Annotated in this window: 24 protein-coding genes; all 24 read left to right on the top strand. The window is 43.0% G+C overall.

What is annotated here, in order from left to right; translation table 11 throughout:
* The first annotated feature begins 6 nt into the window (after positions 1–6).
* Positions 7–1,140 carry a DegT/DnrJ/EryC1/StrS family aminotransferase gene (locus QUA56_RS02765; RefSeq protein WP_333352893.1) on the top strand — a complete coding sequence of 378 codons (1,134 nt, stop codon included), beginning with the start codon at positions 7–9 and terminating at the stop codon, positions 1,138–1,140.
* Positions 1,137–2,129 (top strand): GDP-mannose 4,6-dehydratase, encoded by a 993-nt coding sequence (locus QUA56_RS02760; protein ID WP_333352890.1) that lies wholly within the window; start codon positions 1,137–1,139, stop codon positions 2,127–2,129. Before QUA56_RS02765 ends, QUA56_RS02760 begins: the two co-directional genes overlap by 4 nt.
* A 30-nt stretch (positions 2,130–2,159) precedes the next feature.
* Positions 2,160–4,850, top strand: coding sequence for a tetratricopeptide repeat protein (locus QUA56_RS02755; RefSeq protein ID WP_333352887.1), 2,691 nt, complete (start codon positions 2,160–2,162; stop codon positions 4,848–4,850).
* Positions 4,851–4,977: 127 nt separating this feature from the next.
* Positions 4,978–6,996: a tetratricopeptide repeat protein gene (locus QUA56_RS02750; RefSeq protein ID WP_333352884.1), complete on the top strand. Its 2,019-nt coding sequence runs from the start codon at positions 4,978–4,980 to the stop codon at positions 6,994–6,996.
* Between the two features lie 194 nt (positions 6,997–7,190).
* On the top strand, positions 7,191–9,920 hold the full coding sequence (locus QUA56_RS02745) for a tetratricopeptide repeat protein (protein ID WP_333352882.1): 2,730 nt from the start codon (positions 7,191–7,193) through the stop codon (positions 9,918–9,920).
* 81 nt (positions 9,921–10,001) lie between these two features.
* Entirely contained in the window at positions 10,002–11,099 is a 1,098-nt protein-coding gene (locus tag QUA56_RS02740) for a tetratricopeptide repeat protein (protein ID WP_333352879.1), read from the top strand.
* A 121-nt stretch (positions 11,100–11,220) separates the two neighbouring features.
* Positions 11,221–11,880 carry a class I SAM-dependent methyltransferase gene (locus QUA56_RS02735; RefSeq protein WP_333352876.1) on the top strand — a complete coding sequence of 220 codons (660 nt, stop codon included), beginning with the start codon at positions 11,221–11,223 and terminating at the stop codon, positions 11,878–11,880.
* 57 nt (positions 11,881–11,937) lie between these two features.
* Positions 11,938–12,744, top strand: coding sequence for a sporadic carbohydrate cluster 2OG-Fe(II) oxygenase (locus QUA56_RS02730; RefSeq protein WP_333352873.1), 807 nt, complete (start codon positions 11,938–11,940; stop codon positions 12,742–12,744).
* Positions 12,737–13,204 (top strand): LIC12192 family sporadic carbohydrate cluster protein, encoded by a 468-nt coding sequence (locus QUA56_RS02725; protein WP_333352870.1) that lies wholly within the window; start codon positions 12,737–12,739, stop codon positions 13,202–13,204. The genes QUA56_RS02730 and QUA56_RS02725 overlap by 8 nt, the downstream gene beginning before the upstream one ends.
* 47 nt (positions 13,205–13,251) lie before the next feature.
* Positions 13,252–14,010: an SDR family oxidoreductase gene (locus tag QUA56_RS02720; RefSeq protein WP_333352867.1), complete on the top strand. Its 759-nt coding sequence runs from the start codon at positions 13,252–13,254 to the stop codon at positions 14,008–14,010.
* Entirely contained in the window at positions 14,007–14,864 is an 858-nt protein-coding gene (locus QUA56_RS02715; protein WP_333352865.1) for a phytanoyl-CoA dioxygenase family protein, read from the top strand. Before QUA56_RS02720 ends, QUA56_RS02715 begins: the two co-directional genes overlap by 4 nt.
* A 16-nt stretch (positions 14,865–14,880) precedes the next feature.
* Positions 14,881–15,702: a phytanoyl-CoA dioxygenase family protein gene (locus QUA56_RS02710; RefSeq protein WP_333352862.1), complete on the top strand. Its 822-nt coding sequence runs from the start codon at positions 14,881–14,883 to the stop codon at positions 15,700–15,702.
* A 15-nt stretch (positions 15,703–15,717) separates the two neighbouring features.
* On the top strand, positions 15,718–16,485 hold the full coding sequence (locus QUA56_RS02705; RefSeq protein WP_333352859.1) for a TylF/MycF/NovP-related O-methyltransferase: 768 nt from the start codon (positions 15,718–15,720) through the stop codon (positions 16,483–16,485).
* A gap of 25 nt (positions 16,486–16,510) precedes the next feature.
* Positions 16,511–17,665 carry a class I SAM-dependent methyltransferase gene (locus QUA56_RS02700; RefSeq protein ID WP_333352856.1) on the top strand — a complete coding sequence of 385 codons (1,155 nt, stop codon included), beginning with the start codon at positions 16,511–16,513 and terminating at the stop codon, positions 17,663–17,665.
* A complete protein-coding gene (locus QUA56_RS02695) occupies positions 17,662–18,657 on the top strand; it encodes an SDR family oxidoreductase (RefSeq protein ID WP_333352854.1) in 996 nt (331 codons plus the stop codon). The genes QUA56_RS02700 and QUA56_RS02695 overlap by 4 nt, the downstream gene beginning before the upstream one ends.
* A 4-nt stretch (positions 18,658–18,661) precedes the next feature.
* On the top strand, positions 18,662–19,171 hold the full coding sequence (locus QUA56_RS02690; protein WP_333352852.1) for an NUDIX domain-containing protein: 510 nt from the start codon (positions 18,662–18,664) through the stop codon (positions 19,169–19,171).
* Complete coding sequence (locus QUA56_RS02685; RefSeq protein WP_333352848.1) at positions 19,172–19,831, top strand: SIS domain-containing protein; 660 nt, start codon at positions 19,172–19,174, stop codon at positions 19,829–19,831. It abuts the gene before it with no gap.
* A complete protein-coding gene (locus tag QUA56_RS02680) occupies positions 19,794–21,944 on the top strand; it encodes a TIGR04372 family glycosyltransferase (protein WP_333352845.1) in 2,151 nt (716 codons plus the stop codon). Before QUA56_RS02685 ends, QUA56_RS02680 begins: the two co-directional genes overlap by 38 nt.
* Complete coding sequence (locus tag QUA56_RS02675) at positions 21,944–22,132, top strand: hypothetical protein (protein WP_333352843.1); 189 nt, start codon at positions 21,944–21,946, stop codon at positions 22,130–22,132. Before QUA56_RS02680 ends, QUA56_RS02675 begins: the two co-directional genes overlap by 1 nt.
* Positions 22,133–22,230: 98 nt before the next feature.
* Positions 22,231–23,229 carry a GDP-mannose 4,6-dehydratase gene (locus QUA56_RS02670; RefSeq protein ID WP_333352840.1) on the top strand — a complete coding sequence of 333 codons (999 nt, stop codon included), beginning with the start codon at positions 22,231–22,233 and terminating at the stop codon, positions 23,227–23,229.
* On the top strand, positions 23,226–24,506 hold the full coding sequence (locus QUA56_RS02665) for a class I SAM-dependent methyltransferase (protein WP_333352836.1): 1,281 nt from the start codon (positions 23,226–23,228) through the stop codon (positions 24,504–24,506). Before QUA56_RS02670 ends, QUA56_RS02665 begins: the two co-directional genes overlap by 4 nt.
* Positions 24,503–25,036 (top strand): dTDP-4-dehydrorhamnose 3,5-epimerase, encoded by a 534-nt coding sequence (gene rfbC, locus QUA56_RS02660; RefSeq protein WP_333352833.1) that lies wholly within the window; start codon positions 24,503–24,505, stop codon positions 25,034–25,036. Before QUA56_RS02665 ends, rfbC begins: the two co-directional genes overlap by 4 nt.
* Positions 25,033–25,944, top strand: a complete 912-nt coding sequence (locus QUA56_RS02655) for an NAD(P)-dependent oxidoreductase (RefSeq protein WP_333352830.1) — start codon at positions 25,033–25,035, stop codon at positions 25,942–25,944. The genes rfbC and QUA56_RS02655 overlap by 4 nt, the downstream gene beginning before the upstream one ends.
* Positions 25,945–25,997: 53 nt before the next feature.
* Positions 25,998–26,762, top strand: a complete 765-nt coding sequence (locus QUA56_RS02650; protein ID WP_333352828.1) for a CmcI family methyltransferase — start codon at positions 25,998–26,000, stop codon at positions 26,760–26,762.
* The last annotated feature ends 35 nt before the right edge of the window (positions 26,763–26,797 follow it).

Raw genomic sequence — 26,797 nt, 5'->3', positions numbered from 1 at the left:
GTAAATATGTTAACAAAACAGAGAATGCAAGTCAAGTTTTCTTACCTCGATCGGCAATTTGCTAATGTGGATGATTATCTGGCGGACGTGCGGGAATTGGTGTTGAGCGGCGATTTTACGCTGGGATCTCCTGTAACTGAGTTTGAACGTCGGTTTGCTGAATTTTGCCAAATGCCTTACGCGGTTGGGGTGAATTCGGGTACTGATGCTCTGATTTTACCGATGAAAATGTTGGGGATTGGTCCTGGGGATGAGGTGATTACGACGACTAATACTTTCATTGCTACGGTGGGCGCGATCGCGATGACGGGGGCAACTCCTGTATTTGTGGATAATGATGAAGGTTATACGATTGATGTTAACTTAATTGAGGCGGCGATTACTCCCCGAACGAAAGCGATCGTCCCTGTCCATTACACGGGTAATGTGGCAGATATGCCTGCGATTATGAAGATTGCAGAAAAACATAATTTGCTGGTTATTGAAGATGCTTGTCAGTCAATTACAGCGGCTAGAGATGGCAAGTATGTGGGTAGTTGGGGAGAAGCGGCAGCTTTTTCACTCCATCCGTTAAAGAATTTGAATGTTTGGGGTGATAGTGGGATAATTGTGACGCGATCGCAAGAGTTGTACGAAAATTTGCGCTTGTTCCGCAATCACGGTTTAATTAACCGCGACGAAGTGGCAATTTTCGGTCACAATTCTCGCTTGGACTCACTACAAGCAGTAATTGGGAATCGCTTAATAGGGCAAACTGAGTTTATTACTAATACCCGCATTGCTAATGCGAAACGCCTAGATGAAGCCTTTGCAGATTTAGGTGAGTTCATTCATATTCCGCATCGTATAGCCAATGTTAAGCACGTTTATCATCTCTACATTTTACGGGTAGAACATCGAGATGAATTACTGAGTTATTTGCAGGAAAATGGAGTTGAAGCTAAAATTCATTATCCAATTCCAGTTCACTTGCAAAAAGCCGCTGCTCATTTGGGCTATAAAAAAGGTGACTTTCCAGTAGCAGAGAAAGATTCGCAGGTATCGATCACTTTACCAGCTCACCAACATCTCACCTCAGATGAAATTGATTATATGATTGAGTGCGTGCGCTCGTTCTATCTAGAAGGAGGGGTGAAATGAGTAAAACCACTTACGTTGTGATCGGCAGTAATTGCTTTACGGGTTGTCACATTGTAGATGCTTTGTTGGATGACCCGAAGAATAAAGTAATTGGTGTTAGCCGTTCGCCTGAATATAAAGATTTTTTCCTACCTTACAAACAACGGAAAAACCCTGACTTTACTTTCCACCAGCTTAATAGTGTCAGAGAATTCGATCGCCTGATAGAACTACTAGACGCAACCAAGCCGGAAGTAGTAATTAATGTGGCTGCTTTGAGTGAGGTGGGGTTGAGCAATTACAGCCCGGTTGAGTATTTTGACATTAACACGACGGCGGTGGTAAAGTTGTGCAACCAGCTTAGAAGTCGGGATTATCTCAAGTCCTACGTTCACATTTCATCGGCGGAAATTTTTGGCAGTTGTGCGGATAAAGTAACGGAAGAGACGCTGTTCAACCCCAGTACGCCCTATGCTGTTTCTAAAGCAGCCGCGGATATGTACCTCAATAGCATCAGCAAGAACTTTGGGTTTCCAGCGAGTATTATCCGTTCGACAAATGTTTACGGCCGGCATCAACAATTGTTCAAGATTATTCCGAGAACCGCAATTTATCTAAAGATGGATAAAACCATTGAACTGCATGGTGGAGGAACCTCGGTTAAGTCCTTTATTCATGTTCGAGATGTTGTCCAGGGTTTATTGTTGGCTTTGAAGCAAGGGAACCCAGGAACTTATCATTTTACAGTACCGAGCGATCTCACTATTGCTGATATTGTACGTCAGGTTTGTACTGGCATGGGGTATGATTTTGAAAAATGCGTTCAGGTTGTCGGTGAGCGATTGGGACAGGATTCCCAATATCTGCTAGACTGCTCTAGGGCCGAACGGGAACTTAGCTGGCAGCCCCAAGTCTCCTTTGAACAAGGGGTGCAAGAGGTGATAGAGTGGGTTGAAAGTAACTGGTCTGCGATCGAGCAGGAGCCGTTAGTGTATATTCATAAAGAGTAAGATGTCGGCTGCATATCTGAAGGATGAAAAATGACAGTAAGCTATTTTGATAGGGCCAACAAACTGAAGCTAGAAGGAAGATGGGAGGAAGCGATCGCCTCCTATCGTCAAGCGATTGAGGAAAATCCAAGTTTTTATTGGTCTTGCCACAACTTGGGGGATGCTTTGGCTAAGCTGGGCCGTTGGGAAGAAGCTGTCAATGCCTATCAGAGTGCGATCGAACTCAACTCATCTTCACCTTGGGTTCATTACAGTTTAGCGGAAGCTTGGGAAAAAGTGGGTCGATTGGATGAGGCGATCGCTTGCTATCAAAAAGCTTTAGAATTAGAGCCAGAAGAGTTGGAAATTCAGCAGAGTTTGGGGAAAGCCTTGCAACGGCGAACTGAGTTGGATTTGGCGAAGGTAATAGCTATGTATCGGCGTACTATAGAACTAAATCCTGGTTCAGCAGTAGAAGCTTATCAAGAATTGTTAAAGTTACAGCCCGATTCCTGGGAACTGTGGTGGCAATTTGCACAAATTATGGCCCAGCAAAATCAGATAGAAGGGGCGCTCGCAGCTTATCAAAAAGTAATTGATCTCAATCAAAGCTACATCCCTGCATATCAAGCATTAGTGGAATTGCAACCAGAAAAATGGGAAATGTGGTGGGAGTTGGGGCAGTTATTAGAACAAGAGAATCAATCGGAAGGGGCGATCGCAGCTTATCAAAAAGTTATAGCTATTAATGCTCACATCCCTGCATATCAAGCATTAGTGGAATTGCAACCAGAATCTTGGGAGTTGTGGTGGCAGTTGGGGCAACTGTTAGAACAGGAGAATCAGAGAGAAGGGGCGATCGCAGCTTATCAAAAAGTGATGGCTCTCAATCAAAACTACATCCCAGGATATCAAGCCTTAGTGCAATTGCAACCAGAGGCGTGGGAGTTATGGTGGCAGTTGGGCAAGTCATTCGGTTCAAATCAGCTAGAACAAGCAATAACAGTTTACCAGCGAGTCATAGAATTAAAACCAGATTGTGCGGAAATTTATCAAGAGTTATTAGAAATACAACCCGAAAACTGGCAAAACTGGTGGCATTTAGGTAATCTCTTGACCCAAAAAGAGCAGCGGGAAGAAGCAATATCAGCTTATCAGCGGGTAATTCAATTAAATCCTGAGTGGGAACAAGTTTACCGAAGCTTGCTCCATTTGCAGCCAAATGATTGGGAGATGTGGTGGAGTTTAGGTAATCTGTTAGCTAAGCAAAAAGATAGGCATCAGGAAGCTATCGGGGCTTATAAACGGGTAATTGCTATCAATTCTGAGTTCACTCCAGCATACCATAAAATCCTAGAGATTAACCCTGAGAATTGGGATATATGCTGGCATTTAGGTAATCTATTATCCAGAAAAGAGCAGCGGGAAGAAGCAATATCAGCTTATCAGCGGGTAATTCAATTAAATCCTGAGTGGGAGCAAGTTTACCGAAATTTGCTACACTTTAGACCTAATGATTGGGAACTATGGTGGCAATTAGGTAACATTTTATCTCAAAAAAATAAGCTAGAGGAAGCAATACCCGCTTACCAGAGAGCTATTCAAAAGAATGCTGAATGGGCACAATATTACCGAGAAATTCTCAATTTTCAACTAGATAATTGGGAAGTATGGTATCAGTTAGGCAATTTACTTACTCTACAAAAAAAAAGTCCAAGCAATTTCAAAGCTGCAATCATTATTTATCAAAGAGCGATTTCGCTAAACCCTCACTCAGAAGAGGCATACAACAACCTAGGGAATGCTTTGCGAAGCCTTGGCAAGTTAGATGAGGCAATTGTAAATTATCAACGATCGCTCACTGTTAAACCTGATTTTGTGGAAGCCTACATCAATTTGGGAAATGCTTTTTTAGATAAAGGCAACCGTCAAGACGCAATTAAAAACTATAAGCGTGGAATTGCAATTAAGGCAATGCGAAAGCCTACTGCATTGAATCTTGGTGGGGGTTCTGGGTTCTTAGAACCCGGTTGGCATAACTTGGAAGAGGTAGTAAGTGTTTTTAACCCTAACACATTTCGACTCACTCCCGACTGTGTATTTCCCGTAGAGAAACAAAGTATTTCAACTGTTTACACATCTCACAATCTAGAACATCTTGATACCCCTACTGTTCTGCGAGTTATCGCGGAGACTCACAGGGTTTTAAGGCAAGATGGCAGGTTTATTATCAAGATTCCTGACTTTGATCGAGCCTTGCATTGCTGGCGACAAGAAGATGCAAGTTTTTTTACCGATCAGCTATGGAATTACAAATTAATGACTTATACCTGGAAAAATCGTAAGATAACTGACTGTCTAGATTACAGAGCTGCTTACATATTCTGTGGTTTTTGGAATAATGCTTATGGACATTTATTCGCTGGTCCTCATAATGACAATGAAGAGGCATATAACGGACCTCCAACTGTAGAAATTGAATGGCTACGTAATTTGATTCAAGACTCTACACCTTCGATTATCAGCCAACAATTGCGGAATAAAGTTTTAGAAATTGAACAAGAATTTATGTTTAACCATCAAAACGCTTGGAGTCGCCAAGAGCTAGAATCATTGCTTAATAATGCTAATTTTCATGTGAATAGTTTTGATAAAGAAGTAATTGTAAGTCAATTTTCAGATATCCCAGATATAGAATTAATGTATGAAATTAGCACTTATTGTTGGGCAGAAAAAGTCTAAATAGAAGAGATGAGTGAATTGTAAAAAATGCTGTCACTAAAATTTTATTAGCTCAACTATGACAGCATACAAGTTCACAATTCCTTTCTTGTAAATCGATATTTCTACTTCTTAAAAACTCAAACAAATGACTGTCACCTATTTTCAGCGAGGCAACAAACTTAAACAAGAAGGTAAATTAGAGGAAGCGATCGCCTCTTATTACCAAGCCATTGAGGAGAATTCCAGCTTTTACCTGGCTTACCACAACTTGGGTGAGGTCTTGGTTAAATTAGACCGTCTTGATGAAGCGCTTAACTCTTACTATCGGGCAATTCAACTCAGACCTCAATCGGTTTGGTCTCACTACAACATAGGAGAACTTTTGACTCAACTCAGCCGTTGGGATGAAGCGATTGCATCCTATCAAAAAGCTATTGATTTGCACCCGGAAGAAGATGAGATTAAACGTAGTTGCAAACAGGCACTTGAACAGGTAAAATATCTGAGCTTAGCAGATAGATTGATGCAAGACCAAAAAGTAGCAGAAGCAACTGTATTGTATCAGAAAGCTTTCGCTATTAAACCAGGCTGTGCCGAAGCTCACTTCCACCTCGGCAATGCTTTTTGGCAACTAGCAAAATATAGCGAAGCTTTAGATAGCTATCAAACCACCACAATTCTCAAACCAGACTGGGTAGAAGCTCACTTCCACCTCGGCAATGCTTTTTGGCAACTAGCAAAATATAGCGAAGCTCTCGACAGCTATCAAACCACCACAATTCTCAAACCAGACTGGGTAGAAGCTCACTTCCACCTCGGCAATGCTTTTTGGCAAGTCGAAAAATATAGCGAAGCTTTAGACAGCTATCAAACCACCACAGTTTTGAAACCAGACTGGGCCGAAGCTCACTTCCACCTCGGCAATGCTTTTTGGCAACTAGGAAAATATAGCGAAGCTTTAGACAGCTATCAAACAGCTATAGCTCTCAAACCAGAATTGCTGAATAATTTCTTGACTATGGGAGAAACCATTAAGCAACAGGGAAAGTTGGATGAGGCAATACCTTTCTATCAACAGGCTATTATCATCAAACCTGATTCAGCGGAATTACATCTACATTTGGCAAATATGCTATTACAAATAAAAAAAAATGATGAAGCTTGTCAAAATTATGAACGAGCCATTGAACTTCAACCTGATTTAATAGAAGCATACTCTCAGCGAGGGGAAGCTTTGGCGACACAAGGGCAGATAGACAATTTGGTAGATTGGTATCAAAAATCAGTTGAAATTCACCCTAACTCTGTGGAACTTCACTTTAAGCTGGGAAACGCACTTATGCTGCAAGGCAAGCAAAATGAGGCTTTTCGCAGCTATTATCGGTCAAATCAAATAAAATTTGTCGAAGATCGCTCTCAAGGAAACCTTGGAAGAATGTGTTTTATAACTCTGGCAAAATCCGCAAGCACATACATTTTTAACGCTTTACAAAACCTGATAAATAATTGCGACAATGCAGATTTAGCCAGCTATTTAACACTTTTAGAAGGAAATACTACCTACTTACAATTATTGACTGAAGAACCATATAATAACTCAAATTCTAATTTAGTATCAGCGCATTTGTATGCAGAACCATATAATTTGTTTACATTAAGTTTAATTGCCGATAGATTAATTGTTAATGTTAGAGATCCAAGGCAAGTAACTCTTTCTCAAGTTCATCACAATAATCTCTACAGATATAGCAGGAGTCCTGTACATATATTTAATTGCTCACAACTTCCCAACAACTATTTTTGTATGTCGCTGACAGAGCAAATAAGCTGGCAGATAGAGAAGTGGGCTCTACCTGGAGCAATCAAGTGGATAGAAAGTTGGCTTGATGCAGAAGAAAATCAATTATTTTATCCAAAAATATTATTTACGCGGCAGGAAGATTTAGTAGCAAATCCACAGGAACTCTTTAATACTATTTTGGAATTTTATGAAATAGAACGATCGCGATTTACTATGCCACCTCCTCCAAAATTTAAGCCAAGTACGCATTATCGCACAGGGAAGGTAGATGAATGGCGGGAGGTTTTCACACCGGAACAAGCAGAAAAAGCCTCTAGCATGATTCCACAAAGACTACTAAAAAGATTTGGATGGCAAGCTTGAGAAAGGTTTAACGCCTGTTCTGAGTCAAGTTATTTTTCCTTATATTTTAGGAATGAATTAGAACACTATTCTCTGTCATAGTCTATGTTAAATCAGAGATAAGGGGAAATTAATTACTGAATAAAAACAGGTGTGCGAATCTTCAGTAATATAATTAATTTACAGCACTCCCAGGAATGGTAAAAAACTCAAAAATGATGACATTAAACTATTTTCAAAAAGCCAACCAACTGAAACAAGAAGGTAAATTAGAGGATGCTCTTGCTTCCTATAAAAGTGCTATTGAGCAGAACCCTACTTTTTATTTGTCTTATCACAACATGGGGGATGTATTAGCCCAATTGGGTCGCCTAGATGAGGCTCTCAATTATTATAGTCACGCTATAGAACTTAACCCGAAGTCAGCTTGGTCTCACCACAATATGGGGGAAAGTTTGGTAAAACTAGGTCAACTAGAGGAGGCAATCGCCTCCTACCGCATGGCCATTAAGCTGAAGCAAAATTTTCATGGATTTTACAACAGTTTGGGTAAAGCTTTTTATCAGCTTGCGTTGCAGATCAACACAGGAGTTTTACAGTCATATAGCCGATTAGGAGAAATTTTACTTAAAACAGAGCAGATCGACGACTATTCAAATGAGCCTTTCCATGTCAACGATGCAGACTTTATACAAGCAACTAATGACATCAACGATGAGTATTTTTTAGATAAAGTTTACCACACTTATCTAAATCGCGACCCCGACCACGAAGGAAAAAATCACTACCTCCACTGCCTTCATGATGGCATGACCCGTCAAGAAATGGTCGCTGGATTTCGAGAATCACCAGAATTTACTTCTCTGTTAATTTCCTCACTCGTCTCATATTGTCTGCGAGAGGCGATTGCAGCGTATCGCAGCGCAATTGAACTAAACCCAAAAGATCGCAAATCGTACAAAACTTTGGGTGAGGCACTAAATCAGTTAGGGAAAGTACAGGCACAGCAAGGTAAGTTAGATGAAGCAATAGAGAGTTACAAGCAAGCAGCCGTCATTTTTCCCAACCCCGAAACCCATTACAACCAAGGAGTTGCATTTTCACAGCAGGGAAAACTAGCAGAAGCCGTTGATAGTTACCAGAAAGCAATAGTCATTAAACCCGACTGGGCAGAGGCACATTTAAAATTAGGAGATGCACTGGTAAATCTGAGTAAGCCTGCAGAAGCCGTTGATATTTACCAGAAAGTAATAGTCATTAAACCAGACTGGGCAATAGCTCACCTTCAGCTCGGAAACGCCTTTTTAGCTCAAAGAAAACCAACTGAAGCAATAGCAAGTCACAGGCAAGCGATCGCTATCGAACCTGAATGGGCTTTAGCTTATTATCACTTAGGCAACGCTCTATTTCACAATGAAAAACAGGATGAAGCGATAGAAACTTACCGACGTGCGATCGCTCTTCAACCTGACTGGGTAGACCTCCATTTCCATCTAGGTAACATTTTGATAACACTACTAAAACCAAGGGAAGCTATAGAAAGCTACCAACAGGCGATTTCCCTCCGACCATACTGGGTTGAAGCGCACTTTTACCAGGGAAATGCCTTTACGCACCTAGACGATTTTGAGAAAGCAAAAGCTTGCTGGCAGAGAGCTTTGGATATCAAATCTGACTGTGAATGGGCAGAAATAGCTGATTCAATAGTATTCCACCTTTGGCCAAAGGGCAGATATTCTGATTCGATTTACTTCTGCGATCGAGCCACTAAGTTGCAGCGATACTGGGCTAATTTTTATCAGTTAGAGGAACTGGGAATCCGATTTTTAACTAATCTTTGGCCTAGAAGGATCGGTCATTTTGCTTTGATAGATTGCTATGTGAAAGCGATTGTTCTAGGCGTGCTGACACCGCGCAAACCTATTTTGCTCGCACCTCCAGAGACGATGGCGAATCCCCATGCCTTCAATTACTGGCATTCGCACATTACCATAATTTCCGATCCGGTCGCAATAAATTCTGTTTCCCCCCTAGTGCGTTACTTAAAAGAACCCTTGATGTCCCAGACTTTATCTAGTGGAAAAACAGTGTGGGTACACGAGTTTATGGAAACAGTTCAAAAAAGATGGGAGGCAGAGTCTCGTTCACCACTCCTCACGCTGTCTGACCATGATTGCGAACAAGGTTGGGCTTGTTTGCAATCCCTCGGTATACCCAGGGATGCTTGGTTTGTTTGTCTTCATGTGCGAGAACCGGGGTATCTGAGCGAAGCTAAACATGGTCTTGCTTCCCATCGCAATGCTGACATCAATACATACGGGTTGGCAGTCCAGACAATTGTAGAGCGGGGCGGGTGGGTCATCCGTATGGGCAATTATTCCATGACACCAATGCCTCCCATGGAGCGAGTAATTGACTATGCAAATAGTCTTATTTGCAGTGATTGGATGGATTTATTTCTGTGTGCTCAGTGCCGTTTTTTCCTGGGTACAACGTCTGGTTTATTTCATCTATCTTATGTTTTTGGTATTCCCTGTGCCTTAGCCAATTTTGTACCTATGGAAACTAGACCGCTTTCGAGCAAGGATATTTTCATACCTAAACTACTATGGTCTTTAAGGGAGGATCGTTTTCTGACCTTCGCGGAAGCATTGGCTCATCCTGTTGGTCACTGTGAGCGGTCAGACATTTTTGCGTCATGGGGTATCAACATCATAGACAATACACCAGAAGAGATCAAAGACCTAGTAGTGGAAATGCTGGATCGGTTAGATGGCAAGCTACAATACACGAAGGATGATAAATACTTGCAAGAGCAGTTCATCGCATTGTCAAATCAGGCAAAGGGGTTTGAAGGCTCTTTCAGCAGGATAGGAAAGGCTTTCTTACGTAAATATTCTTGGCTTATGCCAGCAGCTACCAGCAAGATAAGTATCATCAATTAAGGGCGAGGAATCGGCATCAACCAACTTAAAAGCTAGATGGTGAATAAAAGGGCTGGAATCAAGATACTTAAGGAGATATAAATGAGACAGGATCATGCTAAGGCAGTATATTCTTTAGCTAACTTTTTTTACCGCGAAGGTAATTTCGAGGAAGCTGATGCTATATACTCTCAGTTAATTAAACTCAACCCTGAGTGGTCAGAAGCAGACAATTCACTCACAAAAAAACTCGCAAATAAAGGCAATTCAGGAGAGATTCTATCTTCTAATCCTACAGCAGAAACACTCAAACCTGTTTTGGTAAAAGAGTCCTTAGAGTTGGAAAGCAACTCACAAATGTCAGCGAGATTAATCGACGCAGAAGTTTACTTGAATTTAGGTAGCGAATTGGCAAAAAAAGGTAAACTTGAGGATGCTATTCGCAGCTATCAACAGGCCATAGAAGTCCAACCTCAATTAACAGAAACACACTATCATGATTTTTGGGATGTTTATGCGGAGTACGTCAGAACAGTTTCAATTGCCAGAGGTTATACCAGAGAAGTCGATCCCGATTTTGCTAGGCTTGGGTTTAAGCAAGGGTTACTACCTAAGACTGAAGTAGACAATTTATTAAAATCACTGAAGAAAGCAGATGCCAAAGAATTTAATCTTGATGATTGTCAGTCTGGATATTTACCTAGTAAGTTACCTCCTCAAGTTGTAGAAGCAATTAGATGCCACACATTTCTGGCTCTCGATTCGGAACAACTTAATAGCTTAACGCCATTGCTCCAGGGACTTGTTAAGCCGATAACAGATTGCTTGGGAACCCCTTGGCGCATTGTTAACACTATTGTTCAGAAAACACCTCCAGGGGTGATTGAAGGCGGAGCAAATGCTTGGCATAATGATGGTTTTCCATTGAGTTCTCTCAAGATTTTGATTTATCTTACGGGAGTTGGTTTAGAAATAGGAACTACAGAACTCAGGCTACAAAATGGTTCAAATACATTAATAGAAGGTCTGCCAGGAACGTGGATACTTTTCAAAAATTCTGAGCTAGTACATCGAGGAATAGCTCCAAAAATAGGGGAGAGAATTATGCTACAATTGACAATTGCTCCTTCATTAAATCAAGATATAAGACCTATCTGTGCGGGTTTAAATGCTAGGCATCCCCTAGTGCCTTGGTACTAGGTTTAAGAAGAAAGTAATAACGGTTAAGACAGGGGAAGTGACAGATTGAGTTAGAAAAATTTTGTAAATTGAACCCAGGAAAAAGTAAAAAATAATCTCCTAAAAATAGGACTTTACGTCAATGGCAGAAATCAACCTCTTAGACCTTTACCCCCGCAGTAAACGCCCGATCGACGATCGCGCCAAACTAATTACCGAAGAACACCGGGCGATCGCCCGCCAATTTGGCCCCGAGTTTTTTGACGGCGATCGCCTCTACGGATACGGCGGCTACAACTACCACCCTCGCTTCTGGCAAGATACCGTTAAGCGCTTCGGCGACTACTACAACTTGCCAGATAATGCCAGCATCCTCGATGTCGGCTGTGGCAAAGGCTTCATGCTGTACGACTTCAAACAGCTTATGCCCAACATCAGCGTCACGGGCATCGATATTTCGGAATACGCGATCGCTAACGCCAAAAAAGAAGTCAAACCCTATCTCCAAGTTGGCAACGCCAAAGAACTCCCCTACCCCGATTGCTCCTTTGACTTAGTTATCTCCATCAACACCGTTCATAACTTACTCCTCGAAGACTGTAAGCAGGCCTTGAGAGAAATTCAGCGAGTCACCCGCCAACACGCCTTTATTATTGTGGATGCGTGGCACAATGATGAAGAAAAACAAAGAATGCTCAACTGGAACTTAACTGCATTAACCTATATGCACGTCAATGATTGGGTTAAACTATTTGACAAAGTGGGCTACAAAGGCGATTATTATTGGTTCATCGCTGAGTAGATTTTGTATGATTCGTTAACAATTCTTTATAAAGAGTAGCTAGAGGTAGATGAAACTATGAACTTTATGCAAAAATCGGAAACAGACTTAAGTGCTGCTTTTATTCAAAATGGCTATATAATCAAACCCTCCGAAAATCGCTCGGCCCTAGATAAAATCAGAAACAAAACAGTAGATTTAGCCACTAATTTTTTAGGAGTCCCCACTCCGACAGAGGCGGGAGAATTTTTAGATAAAATTGCCTCTCTAGTACCAGTGGAAAAACTCAACTCTTTTCGTCTTCATATCATCTCAGGTTTAATGGCAGAACCTTGGTTTCGAGAAGCCTATTTCTCCTGTGCTCGTTGCCTAGTAGAAACCATCGTCGGCAATGAACTGGTAATGCAGCGCAATATCGGTTTAAGCATTCAACTCCCCGGTGATGACAGTTCTTTATTACCCCTACATTCTGATTGTTGGGGTTCCGAATGTTCCCCCTTTGAAGTAGTATTGTGGATTCCATTAGTAGATTGCTATCGAACAAAAACTATGTTTATTTTACCGCCCGATCCTGATGCTAGATGGCGGAAAAAAGTACATGAATTTGCAGAGACAGGAACAGAAAGCCTTTATCAAGCAATCGAGCCAGAAATTGAATGGTTGGAAGTTCCCTATGGTAACGTCGTTTTATTTACTCCCACTATTATGCACGGCAATCGACTCAACCAAGAATCTACAACCAGATGGTCTATGAATATTCGATTTAAAGGTTTATTTACCCCTTACTCAGATAAACGCCTGGGGGAATATTTCGCACCCATCGCCGTGCGTCCCGCCTCAAAAATTGGAATGAAATTCACAATGCCAGGGGGGTTCAATGAGTAAAAAATCAGGTTATCGCGGTTACATTATCAGCCGTCCAGTGCGAGGTGTAAGTTACCCCCACCGCGTGCAAAACTTGGTAGTTCGCGACTACGCCACGCGACATAATTTAGCCTATAAACTCAGTGCCACTGAATACGCAATGCCTGGATGTTATATGATGTTGTATGATGTTTTGGCAGAATTGCCACAACTAGAGGGCATAATCCTATTTAGTCTGTTTGTGTTACCCCAGAGAACCGAGTCGCGATTGGAAATCTATGACCGGATTTTAGGGGCTGGAGGCGAATTACACGCAGGGTTGGAAGAAATGGTACTTCAAGATAGAAACGAAATAGAAAACTTTGAGGAAATGATACAAGCAGTCTTAACTTTATCTAATACACCTATGGGGGGGTATTATCAAAAGTCAGAAGACCCAAAATTCAACAACTTTTTTCTAAACGCTATTAAGGAAGACTGAGTAAACAGATAGCTTATTCAAAAAACCAACTTAAAAATTATAAACAAATGGAATTAGGAATTGAAGGAAAATCAGCTTTAGTAGTTGGAGGTAGTCAAGGTCTGGGCCGAGAAATTGCCCTAACTTTAGCCAAGGAAGGAGCACAAGTGGGAGTTGTTGCCCGCACAGAAGCTGATATTATCTCCTTAGTTGCGGAAATGGGGGGTGAAGCTAAAGGTCATTGGGGCATTGCTAAAGACTTAGTACCCGATAGCGCACCAACCCAACTTATCGAAGAAATCCAGTCTGGTAACAAACAGATTGACATTATCATCCACAACTTAGGGGGAACTTTAGCAATTAGAGACCCCTTCTGCACAGTAACCGAGTGGCGTTCAGTTTGGAGGCTCAACTTTGAAATTGCCGCAGAGTTAAACCGCTATCTGATTCCACCCATGCAGCAACGCCGATGGGGGCGAGTAGTGCATATTTCCTCAATTGCTGCTAATCTGAGTCGAGGAGCAGTTGCCTATTGTGCCGTCAAAGCCGCTCTAAACGCTTACACCCGGAACTTAGGGTGTACAGTAGCGTCAGACGGAGTGGTGATCGCATCCGTGATGCCCGGAGCAATTCGTCATGAAGGTAGCCATTGGGATAAAATGTCCCAGGAGAAACCAGAGATGGTGGCCACCTATCTCGATCGGCGCATGGCAATTAAACGATTCGCTCAATTGGATGAAATCAGTGATTGGGTAGTTCTGCTATGTTCCGAAAAAGCTTCTTTTTGTACTGGTTCGGTAATGCCTATTGATGGAGGTTCTTGGTGATTGAGCTAACTAGCAGCAAGATAAATATAGAAAAACTAGAACGCCATTTCTACCAATATGGCTGGATAGTAGTGCAACTCCCAAATCCAGAGCCAGTCTATGCCACTCGTGCGTCACTACTTGCAGAATTGCGGAGGCTAACGGGAAGCGATCGCATCACATTAGAAGATTATCACGAAGTTATTGGTGATGACAAAACTCATACAGAATTGCAGTTCCAGCTAACTCAATTTTTTTGGTCTCAAAAGTTGGCGTCTAAAGTCATCACCGCTCAACTTGATTTGTTTAAAGCAGTTTTGGGAAAAGATTTAAACATTCAGAGTAAGCCTCACTTGCGAATTACTCGACCTGGCAAGCCCCAAGATAATATAGGCTACCATCGTGACACTTATTACGGCTGTTCCCCCTTTGAATTATCTGTTTTAGTGCCTTATACTGATGTTCCACCGGAGAGCGCTTTATCTGTTTTATCAGGCTCTCACATTCGTCCCGAGTCGGATTTTTCACTCACGCAGATAGAAAATCCAGAAGTAAGCAAAGGTTCTGTCAAACATCAGTTAGGATTTCTCTATGCTCCTAAACTAATAGATCCATCCTGCACCGCAGATATGCAGCCAGTGCCGCTGGCTGTGGGTGAGGCGCTAATTTTCAGTCTGGCTACAGTGCATGGTAGCGTAGAGAATCGGGGTTTAGTTTGTCGCTGGAGTTCCGATATTCGGGTAGTAAATGCCCTAGCACCCCTTAACCCCTCTTTAAAAGCAGGCTACTATGAAAAACTGAGTCGTTCAGTTGTTTCTGAGACCGCTGAGGCTTACAATAACGCTCAATTGGCATCTTTAAAAGGAATTGAATGATTGGAACAGTGACTATATGATCGACAAAGCTCAACATCAACAACATCAATCTTCTCACTCTAAAATTCTGTCTCAGCAAGGGTATCTAGTTTGTCACAAGGTTATAGACCAGGCCGTTATCCGCCAAATGCAGAATTACCTAGCGGCAAGGCTTGACAACCTGCACGATCGCTTCCAAGAATGGTCTGGGGGAAAAGATGTAACATCGGTGGAAAGCTATCGGTATCACAGCGATCGTATTGCCGAGTATGAAGCAATTGGACTCCCAAAAGATTTACGCCATTTTTTGAGGGGGGAGTTTGACTTAGAAACTCGATTGTCCGCCGAAATTCGCCACTTTCTAGCTACTCTAAGTCTGCGAGAATTAGTAGCAGATGTTTTCGGCGAACCCAGGTATTTTCTGCACTATCCTCCTATGCTCCGATTTAAAGTGCCTCGTGCAGACCAAACTATAGTACCGCCCCATCAAGATAGTGCTTACAGTACGCACATAGAAAGATTTATTACTGCTTGGGTTCCTTTAACGCCAATCACAGAGGAAGTAGGGGGGGTGACATTTTATGAAGGAACTCAAGAGTTGGGCAACTTAACGCATGGTTCCAGCGGTGCTTGGGAAAGTAGAGCTTTTTTTGACGAGTCAACCTACGCTGCGTACTCACCCCAAATGGAACTAGGGGATGTCCTATTTTTTACACCCACTATTGTTCACGCATCAGCTCTAAATACCTCAAACAATATTATTAGATTTAGTATTGACATGAGGGCGTTTAGCACTAATACTGTAAGTTCAAAATCTTTTTACGATCCCTGGTCAGGGGAAGTCCATAAAACTAACTAAATGAGGTGGCTGAAAGTGAGTGAAGCAGAAAAATTTGACGGCACAAAAAAATACACCAAAGATCAAGAGATTGAAAGTCGTTTAGAAGAGCTGTTTTCTAAGCACAAAATTTCCCCTATAGAAATTATCAATGGCTTTCCTATTTATGCAAGGCGTACTGTTCTTAAAAAGTTTCTAGCTCACTACGAACTGTTTCGTCGTACTATTGATTTACCGGGCGACATTGTAGAGCTAGGGGTTTTTAGAGGTCAGAGTTTGATGACTTTTGCCAATCTTCTGGAAGCGCGTAACATAGGCGATCGCACTAAGAAAGTTTGGGGTTTTGACAATTTTAAAGGATTCACAGGTTTACGCCCTGAAGACGGACCTAACTACGAACAGTCTCACAAGGTAGAAGGCGGTTTTAGTCCAGAGAAATTCTATGAAGAATTACTGGATGTAATTGACATATTTGATGCTGACCGCTTTGTGGGCTGGAAAAAACGCATTGAACTGGTAGTGGGAGATGTAACCGCAACCATTCCAGAATTTGTTGCAAAAAACCCTGGTTTGCGAATTTCATTATTGCACTTCGACATTGATATGTACGAACCGACAAAAGTAGGTTTAGATTATTTATATCCATTAGTTGTGCCAGGGGGAGTTGTAATATTTGATGAATATGGCATTTTAGAATGGTCGGGGGAAAGTAAAGCAGTAGAAGAATATTTCAAGGGACAGCAGGTTGAACTCAAGAAATTTGAATGGAATAATGTTCCCGGCGCTTACTTGATCAAACAATAGACAACTGAATTAGAGAGCTAAGTTTATGAAGTGCAATCTTTGCCGGTCCGATCGGGTAACAGAATTGGGAGATATTGGTCTTAAGCCAGCTTCGGTAACATCGGAACCAGACTTGTGTTCTCTACCAGCCAAAATCTATTACTGTCAAAACTGCCACCACCTGCAAAAAGCTCATACCGAGAGAGAACTTTCATTTATTAACTCTCTTTATCAAAATTATGAAACCTACAAAGTTTCAAGCGGAAAAGAACAACTTGTTTTTCCCAAAGATAGCCCACCGCGCGCCCGAAGTTATCATGCGATAGAGCAATGTATTTCGTTGTTACCAAAATCGGGAAACCTACTCGATATAGGTACGGGGAATGGCCCTATTTTGAAGTCAGCTAGTCAACTTTTGGAGAAATGGCAATTATTTGCATTTGACTTGGGGGAAAAATCGAAACTAGAAATTTTAGCAATTCCTGGGGTGGTTGAATTTTATACGGAAAGCCTGGATAATGTTCCCAAACAAAATTTTAACCTAATCGTTTTGTGGCATTGTTTGGAGCATATCCCAGAACCAGCTAAATTTCTCACCCTGTTAAGAAATTACCTGACTGAAGAGGGCTTTTTACTCATACAAGTTCCAGATATTCATCGGACTCCCTTTGACTTTGCTGTGATCGATCATTGGTCGCATTTTACAAATTCGGCCTTAGTCAAGCTTTGTCAGGAAACGGGCTATCAGATAGAACTTGATGGCTATGATTGGGTACACAATTGCTTGACTCTACTACTGAAGCGCGATGGCGCCCTCCCCAAACAATCCTTGCCAGATTCAAGTTTTACACCCGATGGCTACTTTTACTGGCTCAAACAAACAGTAGAAGAGTTTGAAAGAGCAACCCAGAATCGGAAGTATGCTATTTTTGGCACTGGAATATCAGGAATTTGGGTATCAAGTCAACTGTCAAATCCGCCAAGTTGTTTCATTGATGAAGACAGCCAAAGGGTGGGCAACAAGATTGGCAATATTCCCATTGTCAAGCCTCAAGATATCCCACCTGGCATGGACATTGTAATGCCTTTTACTCATGCTACGGGTAAGAATATCAGCCAAAAAATGCAACAGGAATATTCTACCTCTCAATCTAGCAATTTTATTTTGAGTCAACCTTACTTGAAAGGAGATAGCCATTGACTACTGGAAAACACTGCTTAGTAACAGGTGCCGCCGGCTTCATTGGCAGCCACCTGTGCGATCGCCTCTTAGCCCTCGGCCACACCGTCACAGGTCTAGATAGCCTGATTGTAGGCCGCCTCGCCAACCTAGAACAAGCCAAAACCCATAACAAATTTACCTTCATCGAGCAAGACGCAGCCAGCATCACCCCCTCCACCCTAGAAGGAATTGACTGGGTATTTCACCTAGCAGGGCTCGCCGACTTAGTACCGTCGATCGAAAACCCCAGTCAATACTACCACTCGAACGTTCAAGGCACTTTTAGCCTGCTAGACGCTTGCCGCCACGCTCAAATCCAACGCTTCGTCTACACGGCATCTTCCACCTGCTACGGCATCCCAGACCGATATCCCACACCCGAAACCTATCCCTGCTCTCCCGAACACCCCTACGGCTTGACTAAGTATTTAGGCGAGCAAATGGTGATGCACTGGGCCAAAGTTTACAAACTCCCCGCCCTCTCCCTGCGCTTATTTAACGTCTACGGGCCCCGATCGCGCACTACAGGAGCCTACGGCGCCGTCTTCGGCGTCTTCTTAGCTCAAAAATTAGCAGGAAAACCCTTCACCCTCGTCGGAGACGGCACCCAAACCAGAGACTTCACCTTCGTCAACGATGTCGTAGAAGCCTTTGTCACCGCCGCAGCATCGGATGTAACGGGCGAAATTATCAACATTGGCTCCGGCAATCCTCAAAGTGTCCTCACCCTGGTGGAACTATTGGGCGGCCCCATCGTCCACATCCCCAAACGTCCCGGAGAGCCAGACTGCACTTGGGGAGACATCACCAAAGCTAAAACTCTCTTGGGATGGGAACCAAAAGTTCCTTTCCCAGAAGGAGTGGCCCAGATGTTGGCAAACATCAACCTGTGGCAAGAAGCACCAGTCTGGACGCCTGATTCTATTCAGGAAGCCACAAAAGCATGGTTTGACTATTTGGGAAAAACCTAAACTTATGGTTCAAAACACCGCCGATCGAGTTAATCTTTTAGTTGCAAAAGCATTCCTTTACCAAGGATCTCGCCTGTTACTGCAACTGCGAGACAACATACCTGAGATTATAGCCCCCAATCACTGGGGACTGTTCGGCGGTACTGTTGATGAAGGGGAAACCCCAGCCCAAGCTATGAAGCGAGAAATCGAAGAAGAACTTTGCTGGGTACCGCCCGAACCCAAATACCTGCTGACATGGGAAGCACCCGATCGACCTTGCACCACTTATATTTTTGGTATTCCCTTGACAGTACCGACTAGCCAATTAACCTTAACGGAGGGGCAAGCCTTCCAACTATTTACCTTTGAGGAATTGACTCAAGTGCTGTTAGTGCCTAAAATTCCTCGGATGCTGCCACAAGTAGTAGAGGCGATCGCCTCTGATGAACTGTCCGCAGCTTGGCAGGAGTTCAGCACTAAAAATTTAACATGGGGCATTTCTCATTCAATAAAACCAAAACTGAAAAATTAAATGCAAACTTTTCCCTCAGAGCTTCCCTTTGCCACCGATTACTTCCGCCAACTTGCAAATTTAAGCGAAAACTTTGAAGCGACTGACAAAAAATCTCAGCCTCTTTCCTTTGCCGAAGCAATTATTCGAGCAGCAGCTTTAGTATCTCAACAAAGCCAACAGCAAAAAAAAGTAATTTTTATTGGCAACGGCGGCAGTGCGGCGGTAGCAAGTCACCAGGCAATAGATTACTGGCGAAATGGAGGATTTCCGGCAATGGCTTTCAATGACGCTGCTCTCCTCACTTGCATCAGCAACGATTTCGGCTACGAACAAGTTTTCAGCAAACCCATTGCCACCTTTGCCCAAGCGGGAGATATCGTATTTGTCATCAGCAGTTCTGGAAAGTCGGCTAATATCCTAGCTGGGGCAAATCAAGCGGCTAAAATGGGATGTCACGTCATCACCCTTTCAGCCTTTAAGCCGGATAATCCCCTCCGTCAATTAGGAGATATCAACTTTTACGTCCCGACAATGGCCTATGGATTTGCTGAAATTACCCATTTGTGCATTTGTCATTGTATTCTAGATGGGTTGATGAAAGGTTCGCTACCAGAAACAGAAGTTGATAGTTCGGTAATTAATGACAGCAAGTTATTTTCAGACAGCCAACAAACTTAAACAAGAAGGCTTCTTAGAGGAAGCGATCGCCTCTTATCACCAAGCAATTGAGCTAAACCCCAACTTTTATTTGTCTCACCACAACTTAGGGGAAACATTGGCAAAACTTGGTCGGTGGGAGCAAGCAGTTACTTCCTACGATCGCGCTATTCAACTAAACCCTAATTCGGTTTGGTCTTATTACAATTTAGGGGAAGCCTTGGCAAAACTCTGTCGGTGGGAAGATGCGATCGGCTCCTACCGCCGCGCCATTGAGCTTTCCCCAGATTTTTATAAATTTTACAGCAGCTTAGGGGCAGCCCTATGCAAACAGGGCCGTAGGGAAGAAGCAGCAGCCTTGTACTGTCAAGCTGCGGAATCTTTGGTCAAACAGCAGCGGTGGGATGAAGCCGACAATTGTTACAGTCAGGCTATTGGGCTCCATCCATCAGTTAAAGATGACTACCGCAATTTAGCAGAAATCCTGACAAAACAGCGGCAGCTTGAAGTTGCGATCGCTAAAACAGGTAAATCCATTGAAAACGCTCCCGATAGTGCAGAAAGCTACTTTGAATTAGGCAAGCTATTAGCACAGCAAAATCGACGAATAGAAGCAATTGAAAGTTATAAAAAAGCGATCGCCCTCAACTTTGACTTAGAAGAAGCACATATCAACCTTGTCAACTTATTGATAGAGCAAGCCGAAATAGATGAGGCTAAGCAAAAGCCAAACAAACTCTCTTTAGAGCAAGAGGCACTTTTTAACCTCGGAAACTTACTGATACAGCAAGGTAAATTAGAAGAAGCAATTGAGATTTACACAAGAGCGATAGCCGAATCGCCCGACTGGGCTGATTGTTATATTAAACTAGCAGAAGCTCATGCCAAAATAAGCTGGAATTTGTGGGATTTGGGCAAATTAAATGAATCAATCAGTTCTATGGAACAAGCAATTGATATATATAATTCTCAGATGAGAACCCATACCCTAAGTAATTTAGGTATCCGGTTTATAACGCCGGAGTATTTTACCAACTGGCCTTGGTTACAAGCAATAGGTCAACTAGGTTGCACTATAGACATTTATATCAAAATGGGTATTCTTGGCTGGCGCCCCCAACACCACACAATTATTTTAGCACCTTCCGAACAAGTCATCAACCCCTGTTTACTCAACTACTGGCGTCGCTATCTATACATAATAACCGACAATTCCCTCATCGTTCGCCTGCTTCCAATGGCCAAAAAACTGCGGTGTTTAGAATACACTCTATTTTACATCAAATTGTCCGACAGACAGAGGGTAGATACGTCTTATGCCGTGCCTTTAGTTCAGAAGCAGTGGGAAGCCGAGAAACAACCGCCTCTGCTGACTTTATCACCATTGGATTACGAGCGTGGCTGGTGCAGCCTACAAGACCTTGGCATACCTAAAAATGCCTGGTTTATCTGTCTTCACGTTCGAGAAAATGGCTTCCACTCAGAGGCAGTAAGTAACTATCGCAATGCTGATATCAACACATACCTCTTAGCAATTGAGTCAATTGTAGCGCGGGGTGGCTGGGTCATCCGCATGGGCGACCCTACGATGAAACCAATGACACCTATGAGGCAGGTTATCGACTATGCTCGCACTGAGGCGAAAAGTGATTGGATGGATATCTTTTTGTGTGCTTCCTGTCGCTTTTTACTTGGCACTAATTCAGGCTTAAGTTATCTTCCCTCTATATTTGGTGTACCTTGCGTGCTAACGAATATATGGCCAATTTCAGCGAGTCCTTACCAAAGTCAGGATATATTCATCCCCAAGCTTGCTTGGTCTGAAGTAGAAAATCGCTATCTCACCTTTGAAGAAGCACTTGCGCCTCGCTTCTTTTTCAACCTCAACAGCAAACTCCTTTACTCGTGGGGCATTAAAGTGGTGGATAATACGCCAGAGGAGATTAATGACTTGGTACTGGAAATGCTCGATCGACTCGAAGGTAGAGTGCAGTATACAGAAAGGGAGGAAGCTCTACAGCAGCAGTTTAACTCTCTGTCAACACCTTATGGCCCGAGTGCTTTCAACAGCCGGATCGGACGCTCTTTCCTGCAAAAGTATGGCAATTTAGGACTGACGCAAACAGGCAGTTGATGCTCGGGCGATCGGGGGCGGTCGATCGAGATAGGTTAGATATACTGCGATCGAGCAAGCAGCCACTTTTAACCCCGCCGTTCCTAGACCATAACCGCTGTATATTTGACTATTTGGACGCAAATGATTGTATGGTAGAGCGAGAGCCACTAGAGCGGTTAGCGGCCCTGAGCCAATTGATGGCGTAACGCCACGAAGGTTTCTTTTTTGCGATGGATACTTACCGCGAGTACAAATATTTGAACGAACTTTGGGATAATGGAGAGGCTCCTTGGAGGGTATGGGAATGAGTGAGTTTTGGCGCGATCGATCTGTGTTGGTAACTGGCTGCACTGGCCTTTTGGGTAACTGGTTAGTGGCTGAGTTGCTGGAAAGAGGAGCCTTGGTAACGGGATTAGTCCGTGACTTGGTACCCCAATCCCGACTTTATGCTGGAGAGTGGTATCGGCAGATTAATATCGTTCGCGGTTGTGTAGAAGATTTGTCAACGGTAGAACGAGCGATTAATGAGTATGAAGTAGATACGGTGTTTCATTTAGCAGCTCAGACAATTGTGGGAGTTGCAAATAGAGAGCCGTTGGCAACTTTTGAAACGAATATTAAAGGCACTTGGAATATTCTCGAAGCTTGTCGCCGCGTTGGAGGTGTGAGTCGAATTGTGATAGCATCCAGCGATAAAGCCTATGGAGACCAGCTAGTGTTGCCTTACAGCGAAACAACTCCGCTGCAAGGAGAACACCCTTACGATGTTTCTAAAAGCTGTGCTGATTTAATCAGTCGCGCTTACTACGTCAGTTATGGTTTGCCCGTGTGCATTACTCGCTGTGGCAACTTTTACGGCGGCGGAGACTTGAATTTTAATCGGATTGTTCCGTCTACAATTCGATCGGCATTACGAGACAAGCCGGTAGTCATCCGCAGTGATGGTACTTTTATTCGGGACTATTTCTATGCGAAAGATGGGGTTTTAGCTTATCTCCATTTGGCTGAACAAATGGACAGGAAAGAAGTTTTGGGAGAGGCGTTTAATTTCAGCAACGAGTTGCAAATTTCAGTCCGGGGAATGGTAGATAAGGTTTTGAAATTGATGGACAAAACTCATTTAGAGCCTGTCGTATTGAATCGGGCTAAGAATGAAATCAAACATCAGTATCTCTCTGCAGATAAGGCGCGAAAAATTCTCGGTTGGGAGTCTAAGTATCCTCTAGAAGAAGGGTTGAAAGAAACAATTGAATGGTATAAAAACTTTTTGATGGAGGAAAATACCTGTGTCATCAGCGTGTGATTGACCGTACTCAAAACTCAAAACTTTTAAAGGGGGCTAATTCTGTGCCATCTAAATGTCGTTTTTGCAGTCACCCATTGGAGCATACTTTTGTAAATCTGGGGATGTCGCCGCTCGCGAATGCTTTTCTATCTCAAGATCATCTCAATTGTGCAGAGAAATTCTATCCGCTTCATACTTATGTTTGTGCTAATTGTTTTTTAGTGCAGTTAGAAGAGTTTGAATCCCCGGATAGCATCTTCAGCGATTATGCTTATTTTTCTTCCTATTCTGACTCTTGGCTGCGCCACGCCAAGAATTACACTGATTTGATGGTGGAGCGCTTTGGATTTGACGAAACCAGTCAGGTAATTGAACTCGCTAGCAATGATGGCTACTTACTCCAGTATTTTCAGCAGCAAGGAATTCCCGTATTGGGGATTGAACCTGCTGCAAATGTAGCTAAGGTGGCTGAGGAAAAAGGGATTCCCACTTTAGTCAAGTTTTTTGGCGTGCAAACGGCTAAAGAGTTGGTTACCCAAGGAAAGCAGGCTGATTTGTTGCTGGGAAATAATGTGTTGGCTCATGTGCCTGACTTAAACGATTTTGTGGCGGGGATGAAAATTATTCTGAAACCCAATGGCATATTGACAATGGAGTTTCCTCATGTATTGCAATTAATTCAAGACAATCTGTTTGACACGATTTACCACGAGCATTTCTCTTATTTTTCTCTGTTGACGGTTGAGAAAGTTTTTGCAAGTCACGGTTTAACTTTGTTTGATGTGGAGGAATTACCGACGCACGGCGGTTCTCTGCGGATTTACGGGAGGCATGAGGATTTTGAGAGTATAGCAGTTGGCGATCGCATTTCCCAACTGAAAGCTAAGGAAGTGCAAGCAGGGCTAAATCAGATTGAAATTTATGTAGGATTTGGCGAACAGGTTAAGTATACTAAACGTCAACTGCTCAGTTTCCTAGTAGATGCAAAAAATCAGGGCAAATCAATTGTGGGCTACGGTGCGCCGGCGAAGGCTAATACGCTGCTGAACTATTGCGGTATCCGCACGGATTTGATTGATTATACGGTGGATTTAAGCCCGCACAAGCAGGGTTTGTTTTTGCCGGGAACTCAGATTCCGATATATCATCCAGATAAAATTCGGGAGACTAAACCGGATTATTTGGCTATCTTGCCTTGGAACATCAAGGATGAGATAGTAAGTCAGATGGATTATATCGGCGAGTGGGGAGGTAAGTTTGTGGTGCTGATTCCTCAAGTGGAGGTAATAGGGTGAAGTTTACTGAAACGAAGCTTAAGGGAGCTTATGTTATTGAGGTAGAGCCCCTAGCAGATGAGAGGGGATTTTTTGCCCGCAGTTGGTGTCAAAAGGAGTTTGCCGAACATAATTTGAATCCTAACCTCGTGCAGTGCAATATTTCTTTTAACCTCAAAAAAGGTACTTTGCGGGGGATGCACTATCAGGCTAAACCTCACGAGGAAGCGAAGTTGGTTAGATGTATCAAAGGCGGAATTTATGATGTAATTATCGATTTACGTCCCGATTCTCCTACTTTTCAAGAGTGGTTTGCAGTAGAGCTAAACTCGGAAAATCGCCAGATGATATATATTCCTGAAGGCATGGCTCACGGCTGTCAAACTTTGGCAGATAATACAGAGGTTTTTTACCAGATGTCGGAATTTTATTATTCTGAATTAGCAAGGGGTGTGCGGTGGGATGATCCGACTTTTAGTATTGATTGGCCCGAGATATCTCAGCGCGTAATTTCGGAAAAAGATCGAAATTTCACCGATTTTGTGCTATGAAAAAAGTCCTGGTTACGGGGGCAGGGGGTTTTGTTGGCAGACACTCGCTCAAGACGCTGGTGGAACGCGGCTTCGAGGTTCATGCTGTCGCTTCTAAGGCTTTGCCGACTTTAAGTTCTGACTGTACGTGGCATCTGGCCAATTTGTTAGATCGTACATCCATTAAAGAGCTAGTTTGTCAAGTAAAGCCAACACATTTGTTGCACTTTGCCTGGTGTTATACTGTACCCGGTCAATATTGGAAATCTGAAGATAACTTTTTGTGGGTTCAGGCAAGTTTGGAATTATTGAGGCAATTTCGAGAGCAAGGTGGCGAGCGAGTAGTGATGGGTGGAACCTGCGCCGAGTATGATTGGAAGTATGGTTATTGCTCGGAATTTGTAACGCCTAGAAATCCAGATACTCCCTACGGTATCTGTAAAAAAGCTTTGCAGGAGATAGTGAACTCCTATTCCGAGACGACAAGTCTCAGCAGTGCTTGGGGACGTATTTTCTTTCCCTACGGTGATTACGAGTACCCAAATCGGCTGGTTTCTTCAGTAATTCTTTCTCTGTTAAAGGGAGAGGCTGCTCGCTGCTCTCACGGTAATCAAATCCGGGATTTTCTGTATGTACAGGATGTAGCTGATGCTTTTGTGGCTCTTTTGGAGAGTGAGGTGACGGGTGCTGTTAATATTGGATCGGGACAGCCGATCGCGATTAAAGATGTTGTCTATAAAATAGCGGATGTAATTGGGCGATCGGATTTAGTGCAGTTAGGTGCTATTCCGTCTGCTGCGAAAGAAGCGCCTTTGTTAGTGGCTGATGTGACTCGTTTATCTAATGAGGTAGGTTGGCTGCCAAAGTTTCATTTGGAAATCGGATTAAAGCAAGCTATAATCTGGTGGGAAAAGCAGCTTTTGTCCTAAAAAACTGGTGTCTAAGATTCGTTACCTAAATACAATTATAACTAGGACCAATCATGAAATTAACGCTAGATACAGATGCCCAAAAATTGATTCAAGAAATAGACGGTGAGTGTCAAACTCTCCCGCTCTATTCTAAGGAAGCTTTTGAACTCATTTCTCACTACTGGCTGAAATTAGGCTGGAATCAAAAATATACCTACAATTTCAGTTGGCTGGGGCGGCCAATCATTCAACTCCCTGAAGACATGATTCGGATTCAGGAAGTTATTTATCAGGTTAAACCCGATGTAATTATTGAAACCGGGGTGGCTCACGGAGGCTCGCTGATTTATTACGCTAGCCTTTTTAAAGTAATGGGTAAGGGTAGGGTTGTAGGAGTTGACATTGAAATTCGTCCCCACAATCGCAAGGCTATAGAGGAACACGAACTGTCATCGTTCATTACTTTAGTGGAAGGTAGTTCTACAGATACCAGTATTGTAGATCAGGTGAAAACACTGGTAAATCCAGAGGAGACTGTCTTGGTGAGTCTTGACTCGTGTCACACAAAACAGCACGTTGCTGACGAGTTAGAGGCTTATTGCAGTTTTGTGACGCCAGGCTCCTATATAATTGCCACCGATGGGATTATGAAGGATTTGGATGATGTGCCGCGCGGGAATCCTGAGTGGAAGTGGGATCATCCTACTGCGGCGGCTGCTGAGTTTGCAGAAAAGCATCCAGAGTTTGTCTTGGAGCAACCTAAATGGCCGTTTAGCGAGAGCGATTTGACGGAGAATGTGACTCACTGGCCTGGAGCGTGGTTGCGGCGATCGTAGAGCATAGAGTTGAGAAATGGCCAACTTGGCTGTGA

The organism is Microcoleus sp. N3A4 (assembly GCF_036701805.1).
Lineage (GTDB): Bacteria > Cyanobacteriota > Cyanobacteriia > Cyanobacteriales > Microcoleaceae > Microcoleus.
The sequence above is the reverse complement of the archived record's forward strand: the minus strand, read 5'-3'. Positions and strand labels throughout refer to the sequence as shown.

Bases quoted from the DNA above. Each gene is read 5' to 3' on its own strand.
- QUA56_RS02755 (WP_333352887.1), top strand. From the start codon at position 2,160: ATGACAGTAAGCTATTTTGATAGGGCCAACAAACTGAAGCTAGAAGGA.
- QUA56_RS02685 (WP_333352848.1), top strand. From the start codon at position 19,172: ATGCAAACTTTTCCCTCAGAGCTTCCCTTTGCCACCGATTACTTCCGC.
- QUA56_RS02710 (WP_333352862.1), top strand. From the start codon at position 14,881: ATGATCGACAAAGCTCAACATCAACAACATCAATCTTCTCACTCTAAA.
- QUA56_RS02735 (WP_333352876.1), top strand. From the start codon at position 11,221: ATGGCAGAAATCAACCTCTTAGACCTTTACCCCCGCAGTAAACGCCCG.
- QUA56_RS02680 (WP_333352845.1), top strand. From the start codon at position 19,794: ATGACAGCAAGTTATTTTCAGACAGCCAACAAACTTAAACAAGAAGGC.
- QUA56_RS02740 (WP_333352879.1), top strand. From the start codon at position 10,002: ATGAGACAGGATCATGCTAAGGCAGTATATTCTTTAGCTAACTTTTTT.
- QUA56_RS02675 (WP_333352843.1), top strand. From the start codon at position 21,944: ATGCTCGGGCGATCGGGGGCGGTCGATCGAGATAGGTTAGATATACTG.
- QUA56_RS02650 (WP_333352828.1), top strand. From the start codon at position 25,998: ATGAAATTAACGCTAGATACAGATGCCCAAAAATTGATTCAAGAAATA.
- QUA56_RS02720 (WP_333352867.1), top strand. From the start codon at position 13,252: ATGGAATTAGGAATTGAAGGAAAATCAGCTTTAGTAGTTGGAGGTAGT.
- QUA56_RS02760 (WP_333352890.1), top strand. From the start codon at position 1,137: ATGAGTAAAACCACTTACGTTGTGATCGGCAGTAATTGCTTTACGGGT.
- QUA56_RS02725 (WP_333352870.1), top strand. From the start codon at position 12,737: ATGAGTAAAAAATCAGGTTATCGCGGTTACATTATCAGCCGTCCAGTG.
- QUA56_RS02750 (WP_333352884.1), top strand. From the start codon at position 4,978: ATGACTGTCACCTATTTTCAGCGAGGCAACAAACTTAAACAAGAAGGT.
- QUA56_RS02700 (WP_333352856.1), top strand. From the start codon at position 16,511: ATGAAGTGCAATCTTTGCCGGTCCGATCGGGTAACAGAATTGGGAGAT.
- QUA56_RS02730 (WP_333352873.1), top strand. From the start codon at position 11,938: ATGAACTTTATGCAAAAATCGGAAACAGACTTAAGTGCTGCTTTTATT.
- QUA56_RS02690 (WP_333352852.1), top strand. From the start codon at position 18,662: ATGGTTCAAAACACCGCCGATCGAGTTAATCTTTTAGTTGCAAAAGCA.
- QUA56_RS02655 (WP_333352830.1), top strand. From the start codon at position 25,033: ATGAAAAAAGTCCTGGTTACGGGGGCAGGGGGTTTTGTTGGCAGACAC.
- QUA56_RS02765 (WP_333352893.1), top strand. From the start codon at position 7: ATGTTAACAAAACAGAGAATGCAAGTCAAGTTTTCTTACCTCGATCGG.
- QUA56_RS02745 (WP_333352882.1), top strand. From the start codon at position 7,191: ATGATGACATTAAACTATTTTCAAAAAGCCAACCAACTGAAACAAGAA.
- QUA56_RS02670 (WP_333352840.1), top strand. From the start codon at position 22,231: ATGAGTGAGTTTTGGCGCGATCGATCTGTGTTGGTAACTGGCTGCACT.